At 36.8% G+C, this 12,159-nt stretch carries 12 protein-coding genes and 1 pseudogene; 10 read left to right on the forward strand and 3 right to left on the reverse strand.

Going from position 1 to position 12,159, the window contains the following annotated elements; translation table 11 throughout:
* Positions 1–176 precede the first annotated feature (176 nt).
* From AC6ER8_RS03605 to ilvC, 10 genes and pseudogenes are all read left to right on the forward strand, one after another.
* Complete coding sequence (locus AC6ER8_RS03605) at positions 177–770, forward strand: filamentous hemagglutinin (protein WP_497079393.1); 594 nt, start codon at positions 177–179, stop codon at positions 768–770.
* Entirely contained in the window at positions 767–1,171 is a 405-nt protein-coding gene (locus AC6ER8_RS03610) for a hypothetical protein (RefSeq protein ID WP_497079395.1), read from the forward strand. The genes AC6ER8_RS03605 and AC6ER8_RS03610 overlap by 4 nt, the downstream gene beginning before the upstream one ends.
* Before the next feature lie 12 nt (positions 1,172–1,183).
* On the forward strand, positions 1,184–1,948 hold the full coding sequence (locus AC6ER8_RS03615; RefSeq protein WP_497079397.1) for a filamentous hemagglutinin: 765 nt from the start codon (positions 1,184–1,186) through the stop codon (positions 1,946–1,948).
* Positions 1,945–2,345, forward strand: a pseudogene (locus AC6ER8_RS03620) (hypothetical protein). Before AC6ER8_RS03615 ends, AC6ER8_RS03620 begins: the two are co-directional and overlap by 4 nt.
* A 41-nt stretch (positions 2,346–2,386) precedes the next feature.
* Positions 2,387–2,794, forward strand: coding sequence for a hypothetical protein (locus tag AC6ER8_RS03625; RefSeq protein ID WP_497079399.1), 408 nt, complete (start codon positions 2,387–2,389; stop codon positions 2,792–2,794).
* Between the two features lie 162 nt (positions 2,795–2,956).
* Entirely contained in the window at positions 2,957–3,358 is a 402-nt protein-coding gene (locus AC6ER8_RS03630; RefSeq protein ID WP_497079401.1) for a hypothetical protein, read from the forward strand.
* Positions 3,359–3,542: 184 nt separating this feature from the next.
* Positions 3,543–3,947: a hypothetical protein gene (locus tag AC6ER8_RS03635; protein WP_497079403.1), complete on the forward strand. Its 405-nt coding sequence runs from the start codon at positions 3,543–3,545 to the stop codon at positions 3,945–3,947.
* A complete protein-coding gene (locus tag AC6ER8_RS03640) occupies positions 3,935–4,183 on the forward strand; it encodes a hypothetical protein (RefSeq protein WP_497079405.1) in 249 nt (82 codons plus the stop codon). Before AC6ER8_RS03635 ends, AC6ER8_RS03640 begins: the two co-directional genes overlap by 13 nt.
* Positions 4,180–4,593, forward strand: coding sequence for a hypothetical protein (locus AC6ER8_RS03645; RefSeq protein WP_497079407.1), 414 nt, complete (start codon positions 4,180–4,182; stop codon positions 4,591–4,593). The genes AC6ER8_RS03640 and AC6ER8_RS03645 overlap by 4 nt, the downstream gene beginning before the upstream one ends.
* A 459-nt stretch (positions 4,594–5,052) precedes the next feature.
* Positions 5,053–6,072 (forward strand): ketol-acid reductoisomerase, encoded by a 1,020-nt coding sequence (gene ilvC / locus AC6ER8_RS03650; RefSeq protein WP_497073956.1) that lies wholly within the window; start codon positions 5,053–5,055, stop codon positions 6,070–6,072.
* Between the two features lie 129 nt (positions 6,073–6,201).
* Here ilvC and AC6ER8_RS03655 read toward each other — a convergent pair whose 3' ends face one another.
* The 3 genes from AC6ER8_RS03655 to AC6ER8_RS03665 all read right to left on the reverse strand — a co-directional run bounded on the left by AC6ER8_RS03655 (position 6,202) and on the right by AC6ER8_RS03665 (position 11,664).
* A complete protein-coding gene (locus AC6ER8_RS03655) occupies positions 6,202–7,593 on the reverse strand; it encodes an amino acid permease (protein ID WP_497079409.1) in 1,392 nt (463 codons plus the stop codon).
* A 776-nt stretch (positions 7,594–8,369) separates the two neighbouring features.
* Entirely contained in the window at positions 8,370–9,770 is a 1,401-nt protein-coding gene (locus AC6ER8_RS03660) for an amino acid permease (RefSeq protein ID WP_497079411.1), read from the reverse strand.
* Between the two features lie 1,285 nt (positions 9,771–11,055).
* Entirely contained in the window at positions 11,056–11,664 is a 609-nt protein-coding gene (locus AC6ER8_RS03665) for a fumarylacetoacetate hydrolase family protein (RefSeq protein WP_497079413.1), read from the reverse strand.
* Positions 11,665–12,159 lie beyond the last annotated feature (495 nt).

The following is a 12,159-nucleotide window of genomic DNA, read 5'->3' on the forward strand; positions in this document are numbered from 1 at the left end:
TTGTGATGGAAACAATCCCCACTTTCATGTGTTCGCATGCAGGTGCGGGATTGTTCCTCCCATTTCATTATTTAACGGAGGAAGAAAAGCAGCATTTATAGGAAGGGGCTGATGGCAAGGTTCATGTCTCTCTCAATGGCATCTTTACCTCAGCAGAAGCGGCAGCGGGATATGCTGTGCAACATGCGAATGATCAAAATGTACCGCTTTATTTTGTTGTGTTTCCCCAAGCCGATTCTGCTATCTCAGAACTGCTGATAGCAGGCTATCAGAAGTTTTTTGAAAATAATTTTTGGGGTCTGACCAATTCCACACAAGAAGCAAAAGATCTAATGTCTCGCTATGGGAACACAGGATTACATTTTGATGCCCACAGTCGTGGCAGTTTGACAAATTCTAACATGATGAATTCTTTCAAACAAGAAGGTGTGCATGGGATAGCTAATAATACGACGATCAGTTTCCATGGACCAGCGGCGAATGTTTTGGCAGCAGCCAATCTGTTAAGGTATTTGAGTAATGGCCAACAAACCACTATTAGTTTTGAGGGACATAAATATGACTTTGTAAGCCGATGGATTGGCGGTAATGACTATACGTATGAGACAGCACCTGCTGGCAGCAACTGGTGGAAAGAAGCATGGAGAATGTTCACAGATCCCGTCAGTGTCCATACATGTCTTGGAAATGCGAGTCCACAATGTAGATATAATTATGGTTCATCTCATCTAGAACAAAGACCTTTAAGTAAATCAGGGAGTAAAAAATGAAACAAACTCTAAAGCTATTAAGTGGACTCATTCTGTTGAGTATTGCCGGATGTAACATTGACAAGCCTCCTCTAGGAGAAGTGGCAGCGTGGAAGAAGCCAGGAGCAGATTTTACAGAGGTAGGAAAAGCCTTGTTAGAATGTGGTATGCCAACCCCTTATTATACCGATCCAGAAAGCAGAAAGCTTAGTATCAATGCATGGGCAACAATTCATGCTTGCATGGTTCAATCAGGATTCCATTATGAAAATGAACATGAGGGAGGGTGGTGTTATACTTATAAAGCCGAAAACTTGCCGATTTGTCGTCCTGGTGCTGTCATCCCCCAGCCAAGTGTCAAGAGGCGCTTAAACAGCCCGTTTTGTAAAAAATATAAAAATGCACCTGAGTGTAAACCTTAAGCATTGCTTGTGATGGAAACAATCCCCACTTTCATGTATTCCCATGCTTGTGCGGGATTGTTCCTCCCATTTCATTATTTAACGGAGGAAGAAAAGCAGCATTTGCAGGAAGGGGCTGATGGCAAGGTCCATGTGTCCCTCAATGGTATCTTTACACCACCCTATGAAGCTGCTGTTTATGCAGAACAACATGCGAAAGATAAAAATGCACCGCTTTATTTTGTTGTATTCCCCCAAGCCGATTCTGCCATCTCAGAACTGCTGATAGCAGGCTATCAGAGGATTTTTGAAAATAATTTTTGGGGGCTGACCAATTCCACACAAGAAGTAAAAGATCTGATGTCTCGTTATGGGAACACAGGATTACATTTTGATGCCCATAGTCGTGGCAGTTTGACAGACTTTAATGCAATGAATTCTTTCAAACAAGAAGGCGTGCATGGGATAGCGAAAAAAACAACAATCAAATTTTTTGGTCCAGCGGCGAATGCTTGGGCTACAGCCGGTCTGTTATCTCATTTGAGTGATGGCCAACAAACCACTATTGGTTTTGAGGGACATAAATATGACTTTGTAAGCCGATGGATTGGTGGCAATGGCTATACTTACGAGACAGCACCTGCTGGCAGCAACTGGTGGAAAGAAGCATGGAAAATGTTCTCAGATCCCGTCAGTGTCCATACATGTCTTGGAAATGCGGGTCCAAAATGCCAAAAGCAGTATGGCACATCCCATTTAGAACAATTTCCTTTAAAGAAATCATGGAGTAAAAAATGAAACAAACTTTAAAGCTATTAAGCACTATAATTTTATTGATCATAACTGGATGTCAATTTAACAAGCCTCCTCCAGGAGAGGTGGCTACGTGGGAGAAGTCAGGAGCAGGTTTTACAGAGGTAGGAAAAGCTTTGTTAGAATGTGGCATGCCAAGCCTTATTGATGCCGATCCAGAAAACAGAAAACTCAGTTACAATGCATGGGCAACTATTGATGCCTGTATGGTTCAAGCAGGTTTTCGTGATAAAGTGGGGGGGGGACTTGGTGTGAAAATCATAAAGCTGAAAACTTGCTGATTTGTCGTCCTGGTGCTGTCATCCCACAGAGAAGTGTCAAGAGGCGCTTAAACAGCCCGTTTTGTAAAAAATATAAAAATGCACCTGAATGCAAACCTTAAACATTGCTTGTGATGGAAACAATCCATTAAAAGAGGGGAAAATGAAGAAAACTTTAAAACTATTGAGCTGTATAGCTCTGTTAAGTACATCTGGATGTAATCTTTTCGATACGCAATTGGCTTTGGATATGTGGGCAAAGCCAGGAGCAGATCAACTTGAGGTAAAAAAAGCCCTGTTAGAATGTGGCATGCCAAGCCCTTACAATGATAGTATGGACTCAGAAGGCTTAAGCATGAATGCAAATGCTGCGGTTCGTATGTGTCTTGTGAAGTCAGGCTTTTATCATAAACTTTTTAATGTTGGATTGAGAGACCGGTGTCATAATTATAATGCTGAAGATCTTCCTATCTGTGTTCCTGGTGCTGTTATCCCAAAGCGCAGTGTCGAGAGACGTTTAAAGAGCGCTTATTGTCAAAAATATAAAAATAAACCAGAATGCCAACCTTAAACATTGCTTGTGATGGAAACAATCCCCACCTTCATGTATTCCCATGCCGGTGCGGGATTGTTCCCTCAAGCAAGCATTTCAACTCAGTCCTACATGTTGGACAAAAGATTAATAGGCTTAGGCATTTTTTATAGTAACGAAATCCATTAAAAGAGGGGAAGAATGAAGAAAACTTTAAAACTATTAAGCTGTATAGCTCTGTTAAGTATATCTGGATGTGAGTATAAACCTGAGGTTCCTTTATCAGCATGGGAATTATGGGATAAGCCTGGTGCAGATACAATTGATATAGCGAAGGCGCTGTTAGAATGTGGCATGCCGACCCCTTATTCTCATGATAAATACAACAGAAAGTTAGATGGAAATGCGAACGCATTAATTGAAGCTTGCATGGTGCAAGCAGGTTTTAGGTATAAATCCGGATATTTGAGTTCGTGTGAGTTTTTTGATGCTCGTTTCCCGATTTGTCGTCCTGGTGCTGTCATCCCCCAGCGAAGTGTCAATAAACGTTTAAACAGTCCCCATTGTAAAATCAATAAAAACAAACCTGAATGTCTACCGTAGTTTCTTGATGTTGGTATGATTAAGAGTAATCCTCAGTTCTTTTTATTTTTTGCACTAAGCGTATGGTTCGATTGTCTCAGCATTCAACGTGTTTCAAATTGGTATGGACGGAGGAATATAAAAACATCAACAAGCTTATACAGCTTATAAGCAATTCGTAAAAAATCATTGAAGGAGAGGAAAAGTGAAAACAACTTTAAAGTTATTGAGTGGATTAGTTTTGCTTATTATAGCTGGATGTGCTCCAGGTCCTCACCAGGCTCTGGATGCATTAGAGAAGCTAGGAGCAGATAAGGTTGAGATTAAAAAAGTACTTTTAGAATGTGGAATGCTGAATCCTCATGATGCTTATATGATAGATAATAGAGAGTTAAGTATAAATGCGAATACATCTATTTATGCATGCTTAAGCCAAGCAGGCTTTCATAGTAAATTAGGATGGGATTGGAGAGATCGGTGTAGAAATTATAATGCCGAAGATCTTCCTATATGTGTTCCTGGTGCTGTCATTCCAAAGCGCAGTGTGAAAAAGCGTTTAAATAGTGCTTATTGTCAAAAATATAAAACTGCACCTGAGTGCCAACCTTAAACATTGCTTGTGATGGACATAAATATGACTTTGTAAGCCGATGGATTGGTGGCAATGGCTATAGTTACGAGACAATACCTGCTGACAGCAACTTTTGGAAAGAAACATGGAAAATGTTCACAGATCCTTACAATCCTCATACTTGCCTTGGAAATGCGGGTGATACGTGTAGTGCACGTTATGGCTCATCTCATCTAGAACAATTTCCTTTAAAGAAATCATGGAGTAAAAAATGAAACAAATTCAAAAACTATTAAGCGCAATAACTTTGTTGATTATAACTGGATGCCAATTTAATAAGCCTCCTCCAGGCTACTTGAGTATGTGGGAAAAACCGGGAGCAGATCGGCTTGAGATAAAAAAAGCCTTGTTAGAATGTGGTATGCCGACCCCTTATGATGTATTTCCAGAAAACAGAAAGCAGAGCATTAACGCTAAAGAAACAACTTATGCTTGCATGCTTCAATCAGGATTCCGCTATAAAGATGAAGAGGTAGCAAGAGCGGGTGGGTGGTGTTATACTTTTAGAGCTGAAAACTTGCCGATTTGTCGTCCAGGCGCTGTCATCCCACAGCGCAGTGTCAAGAGGCGCTTAAACAGCCCATTTTGTAAAAAACATCCAGAACAATATGAATGCTATCCTTAAGTTTTGCTGTTGATGGAAACAATCCCCACCTTCATGTGTTCCCATGCTTGTACTACGATAATCTTTATCATTTTGTAATTGTTCTTGCTATCCGTATTGATTTAGTTCATGTTAAAGTCTGTATGTTATATCTTAATTTTTAGGCTATAATGCTTTGTTTTGCGACAGAAGAGTAGAATCTTAGCAGATATATTTTCTTTAGAAATATTAGTTTGTGTAATTATCGTTTTTGTAGAATAGCAGTTAAATTTTATTTGGGGATCCATATATGTTTTGGGAATGTTTGGGGACTACGGTTTTTCCTATGCAGTATGTAAACTTTAAAGACTATTCAACTGCTGTATTCTTATAAGCAGCATTTTTGTCTTTATGGGTATATGATGCACTGAAGATAATGTTTCTTATTTAATAAAAATAGTCTGAAATCCAGTTAAAGTAGAAAAAGAAGGAAGTGTTTTTATGCGTGTTTATTATGATCGTGATGCGGATGTTAATCTCCTTAAAGGGAAAAAAGTAGCCATTGTTGGTTATGGTTCTCAAGGACGTGCGCACGCTTTAAATTTGAAGGATTCCGGTGTCCAGAATGTTCAAATAGCTTTACGTTTAGGATCGGAAACAGTTAAAAAGGCTATGGCTGATGGTTTTGAAGTGGTGAGTGTTGCTGAAGCAGCAAAATGGGCTGATCTCATCATGATGGCAACACCAGATGAATTGCAAGCTGATATTTACAAAGAGCATATTCATGACCATTTACGTGATGGGGCAGCGATTGCTTTTGCGCATGGTTTGAGCATTCATTTTGGCTTGATTGAGCCTAAAAAAACTATTGATATTGTGATGATTGCTCCTAAAGGTCCAGGACATACAGTGCGTCATGAATACCAGCGAGGGTGTGGTGTGCCTTGCTTAATAGCGGTAGCGCAAGATGCTTCTGGGAACGCTCATAATGTAGCTTTATCTTATGCATGTGGACTTGGTGGTGGACGTGCTGGAGTGATTGAAACAACATTTAAAGAAGAGTGTGAAACGGATCTTTTTGGTGAACAAGCGGTTTTGTGTGGTGGTCTTGTTGAACTGATTAGAGCAGGTTATGAAACACTAACACAGGCAGGGTATGCACCGGAAATGGCTTATTTTGAGTGTTTACATGAAGTTAAATTGATTGTTGATCTCATGTATGAAGGGGGCATTGCGAATATGAATTATTCGATTTCTAATACAGCTGAATGGGGTGAATATATGTCTGGTCCACGTGTGATTACGGATGAAACCAGAGCAGAAATGAAACGTATATTGAAAGATATCCAAACGGGTAAATTTACATCGAATTGGATTCAGGAATATAAAGCTGGTGCGGCTCATTTTAAAAGTATGCGGCGTTTAAATGATAATCATCCTATTGAAGAAGTGGGTAAAAAACTTCGTTCTATGATGCCTTGGATAAAATCTAACGCTTTGGTTGATAAAGAACGTAATTGAAGCCTCTACAGAGATATTTCGTCACATTTATAACTTTATAGATAAATATTTAAAAAGGGTAACTTGAGTTACCCTTTTTAATATGATTTTTTTGAAATATAAGGTTTAACTTTTTAGGAGAAGTTGTTTTTAAGTTTTTGCATAATTCTTTCTTCCGAAAAGAAAATATACAATGCCTAAAAATATAAACCATGCTGGAGTGTATTTTAAAGCTATGGCAGTATCCGCTTCTAATGACAGTAAATAAATAATAAATGCAAAGAAAACAAGAAGCGCCCAGCACATGACAACACCTCCTGGCATTTTATAAGGAGAGACAGTATGTTGGAGAGGACGATTGCGACGATAGACGATATAGCTGATCAAAATGACAGACCATACAAATATAAACAACGTTGCGGCAATTGTCGTAACAATCGTAAAGGCCTCTATGAGAGTTGGAGATAATGATACAGCTGCATAACCTAATAAGATGCATAAACATGAAAAGAATAATGCGTTGGCTGGAACGTGATTACGAGAAAGTTTTCCTAAAAATTTAGGAGCTCCTTTTTGTGTTGCTAACCCATATACCATACGGCTGGTAGAAAAAATTCCACTATTTGCTGAAGAGGCGGCTGCTGTGAGGACAACAAAGTTCATTAAACCAGCTGCAGTTGGAATACCGATAAGTGCATACATTGTTACAAAAGGACTTTTGTCTGGACTTATTTGATTCCAAGGTGTTACAGACATAATTACAAGAATAGAGAAAATATAAAAGAATACAATACGGACAGGTATTGAATTAACAGCTTGTGGTAAGGCTTTGTTAGGCTCTTTTACTTCAGCAGCAGCTGTTCCTGCCAGCTCAATGCCAACAAAAGCAAAAATAACAATTTGAAATCCAGCAAAAAAACCGCTAATCCCTCGAGGGAAAATATTTCCATCGTTCCATATATTTCTCAGGGAAGCAACTGTGCCGTTTGGAGATACAAAACCAGTAAAGATCATGTAAAATCCTACAACAATTAAGACTAAAATGGCTGCGATTTTGATAAAACCAAACCAAAACTCAAGTTCACCAAAGAGTTTTACGGCAACCAGGTTAAGAATTAAAAAGGACATAAGGCCAACGATAACAGGAATCCATGGATTAAGTTCAGGCCACCAGAAGTGTGCATAAGTAACAATAGCAATAATTTCAGCAGTTCCAGTGACAATCCAACATAACCAATATGTCCAGCCAATAAAGAATCCGGCAGATGGGCCTAAAAGATCGGTTGAGAAGTCAATAAAAGATCGGTATTGTGTATTAGAAAGCAATAATTCTCCCATAGCACGCATGACAAAGTATAGAGCACAACCAATAATCGCATACACGAGTAAAATTGAGGGGCCTGCTACGCTAATTGTTTTTCCTGATCCCATAAAGAGACCTGTTCCAATTGCTCCACCAAGGGCTATAAGCTGTATATGGCGGTTATGTAGTCCACGTTGCAATTTCTTCTTAGGTTTTTTTTCTAAATTTTTTTTGTTCATTTTTGGGAAATTCCCCTTAGTTATTTTAAGATAAAAATTACCTTAAAAAGGTAATCCCTGCTATCGGAACATGATATGGCTGTGGAGTAAAGGAATTTTTTTCTACGATCCTATAATAATAAAGAAAAAATTATTGGTTAATGTGTTAATTATTTTATATGTTATTAATATAATAAACTTTTTATTATGCTTTTTAAACTTAATACATAATTATATACAAGATATATTATAAGTATTTATAATAAGTATTATTTAAATAACTATATATGTTTATATATAGTTATACACAATAGAGAAAATATTTTCATAAATTTTGTATTGTAGATGGCTGTTAGGAATATTCTGTTGAGAGTTGTATGTTTAAGTTTAAGAAAAGCTTGAATATAAACTTTGTTTTTTTGGCTTTTTTAGGTGAAACTTAAATGTTTTGTTACATCAATGATGTAAGTGAAGTTTATAGAAAACTCTTTATAGAATTTCTCATGTTTTATTCTATTATGCCGTAAAATATCATTGTTTAATGCAGTGATCAGGCAAAATTTTACACATTAGGCATTTTTAGAATATATAGTGAGTATTCGGGGCGGGTTTTACCCGTAGAGCACTTATGTAGGCAAATCGTATGAGTTTTTAGAAGTATCTTCCCTTAACAAGCCGGCTTATTTGTAAACGGACTATTTTAGGAATCCATATCCTTTTAGATGTGGGGAGGAGATCAAAGAGAAAAAGGGTACTTTTAGTACCCTTTTTTGAAATGTTTTTTTATGTATGTGGCTTTATTTATTATTTTGAGAAGTATGTTTTCTTACGAACATAAAGTACGTTACGCCTAACATAATAAACCAGACTATACCATATTTAAAAGCTGTTAGAGTATCAGGTTCTAATGTTAACAAATAAAGCATGAAAGCAAAGAAAACTAAAATCAGCCCACACATCACAACACCCCCTGGCATTTTATAGACGGATTCAGCATGCAGATGAGGATGATTGCGACGATAGACAATATAGCTAATCAAAATGACAGACCATACGAATAAAAATGCAATAGCTGAAATGCTGGTCACAATTGTAAAAGCACTGATGAGGCTTGGTGAGAGTGAGGCAACTATATATACTACTAAAATACAGAGGCAGGAAAAAAGTAGAGCATTAGCTGGAACATGGTATTTGGAAAGCTTTCCTAAAGTTTTAGGAGCACCTTTTTGTGTTGCAAGTCCATATATCATACGGCTGGTAGAAAAAATACCACTGTTTGCTGAAGATGCAGCAGAGGTGAGAACGACAAAATTTACCAAACCAGCCGCTATCGGAATGCCTGCAAGCAAAAACATCGAAACAAAGGGACTTTTATCTGGAACAATTTGATTCCAAGGTGTGACAGACATAATGACAGCGAGAGAAAAGATGTAAAAGAGTACAATACGCACTGGTATTGCATTAATTGCTCTGGGAAGAACTTTTTTAGGCTCTTTTACTTCAGCAGCCGTTGTTCCAGCAATCTCTATACCAACGAAAGAAAAAATAGCAATTTGAAATCCAGCAAAAAAGCCTGTAATTCCTCGCGGGAAAATATTTCCATCATTCCATACGTTATTGAGAGAAGCAACCGTACCATTGGGGGAAGTAAAGCCTGTAGCGATCATATAAAATCCAACAACGATTAATGCTATAATTGCGACGACTTTGATAAGACCAAACCAGAATTCAAGTTCACCGAAAAATTTTACAGCAAGGAGGTTAAGGATTAAAAAGAAACCAATGCAAGCAAAAACAATAATCCATGGATTGAGGGTTGGCCACCAAAAGTGCATATAAGTAATGATAGCAATAATATCAGCTGCGCCAGTTACAACCCAGCTCAACCAATAGCTCCAGCCGACAAAGAAAGCGATTCCTGGTCCTAGCATATCGGTTGAAAAATCAATGAGAGATCGATATTGTGAATTAGAAAGCAGTAATTCTCCCATAGCACGCATGACAAAGTATAGAGCAAAACCAATAATTGCATAAACGAGTATAATGGAAGGTCCTGCTACACTAATTGTTTTTCCAGATCCCATGAAGAGACCTGTTCCAATAGCACCACCAATGGCGATCAGTTGCACATGACGGTTGTGTAGTCCACGTTGCAGCTTATCTTGAGAAGTATCTTTTAAATTTTGTTTAGAGCTCATTTCTTGAGGGTTCCCTTTAAATTATTTTGACATTAAATTACACTAAAAAAGGCATTATTTTGTATCGAAGCATGATATAAATAAGGTGTAAAGAAAAAAAACGTTTTTTATGACTTTGTGTGGATAAAGATAAAAAATACAGTTTTAGAAAAGAGTATGTTTCCTCCTTAAATAACGTAGCAGATATTTGAATATGGAGTTTTCTTGTTATTTTGATAACAAATAAATGGCTAAAAAAAGACATCATATTATAGGATGCCTTTAAAAATTATCAGAAAAATTTTATAATGTTCTGAATCTTATTTGTTTTTGCATAACGAAGAGTTTTTTCATTTTTACGATGCTCTCATAAGGGAGAAGGAGTTATCCTTTTCATAAAGGAAGAGAGGAATGCCGTAGCTTTTTTTAAAGTGGTGAATAATAATTTTGTTTCTCTATTGATAATATTTTGTAAAATTCTGCGTACAATTCGCACTGTTTATACAAAAATTCTTTAGACGATGATCAAGAAATGCGGTGTCATTCAGTTATACAGAGAACATGAGAAGCAACTAGTGGTTGATAAGCTCTGTTAGAGGTTGGAATATTCATAGCGATAGATAGAAGCATGAAAAGATTGCTCTGCTTGTTTTTTGTTATTGAAAGATAAAACTATCCAAAGAAAATGAAAAAAGAAAATAGAGACAAAACTATTCCTGTCGCACTATTAATGCATCCTTTTATTTTTTTAAGTGGTGCGAGAAAATGATATAAAAATGGTCATTAAAGTAAACCATGCAAATATATTGAAGGAATGTATCGTGACAAGTTCAAAGCCTTTTTGAATGTTACCGCCAGAGGATAAGAATTTGGGGAAGGCCGCGATATAAAACATGGATACTTTAGGATTGAGTATTTGTGTTATAAAATCATCCATGTAGCTGGTTAAAAACTTTACTTTCAGTATTCTTTTCATTTTTAGATACTATTTCTTTTGAGTTTAAGGTGTTAATTCCAGATTTAATCGACTGAATGCCTATATATAATAAATAGCAGCCACCCATGAGCTTTACCAAAAAAAGAGCGTTTTGTTATTGAGAACAATTGCTGATACACCTAATATGGAAAATGCGTCATATGCATATGTTGCTGTACACAATCCTAAAACGTTAGAAAAATGTATTCTTTTTTTCCAACTTCGTTGCCTTATCAATGATAAAGGTCATATTCGGCTCTAGTGAGATGACTAAAAACTAGTGAGATGGCTAAAAAAATGAAACGATAAAAAAGGTCAGTATTTGATGATTCATTTTACTTTTAGCTCTGAAATTAATTGATCTTCGAGATATAATTCTATTTTATCGAATGGGGAAAGTTTACCCACGCCTTGTGGAGTGCCTGTATATATGATATCACCACGTTTTAGCTGAATGTAGTGACTTAAAAATGATATTATTTTCTCAAAGCTAAAGATCATATTTTTCGTATTGCCAATTTGCTTTGTTTTACCGTTCAGTTTCATTTCAAAGGTTATTGGGGCATTTATTTTTTCTTTGTTTATGAAGTCAGAAACGTATGCGGCTCCTTTAAATCCTTTAGACAAAAGCCAAGGAAGCTTTTTTTCTTTTAATTTTGTTTGTAAATCTCTTGCGGTTAAATCAAGACCTATGGCTACGGCATCGTAGCATTTTTCAGCTTCTATCTCATCAGCCATAAAGGTGTCCTTTGAGATTCTAAGGACAATTTCAGTTTCGAAATGGATTTCTTTAGAAAAATTAGGGAGCTCAATTTGATTTCCTAAGATGAGTGAACTGTTAGGCTTGCTAAAGATAACGGGTTCATCTTCAACAATATTGCCAAGTTCATGAGCATGTTCTACATAATTGCGTCCAACGCAGTAAATACTATTAATCATAGGAAACCCCCAAGCTTTTCTTTTCCTTTTATATAGAAAAGATACCACTATGGAAACAATATTTTATTGTTGATATGTGAGCTTTATGAAAAAAATGCATTATGTGGATTAATGACCAATTTTTATGATAAACAATCGTCAGTATTGTTTCTTCAGGTTTTAATGAGAGGGGAGCTATTTGGGCGGTCTTCTACAGGAAGAAGATCAAGGAATGCGTGAAACTCAGGATTTTTGTTTCAATGCTTCTCTTAGCAATCAAAGTCCTGAGGATTTTGTCCTTTGCGGTGTTTACAAAGATAGTTTTTTACTGTTTTTGAGGAATGCTGAATTAATCATTCCCATATGTTTAGGTGTGGGAAGAGGGTAGTGTAATGATACCACATCAGATTATCCGAGATGTGCATTAAAAGTTTGAAGTTGCGTAATTCAGCAAGACCTTCATCAGTATATCGGATATAGAAAAGAATTTTGAATCCAGAAGATTTTAAGCATTAT

It is taken from the genome of Bartonella sp. SL320 (genome assembly GCF_059687635.1).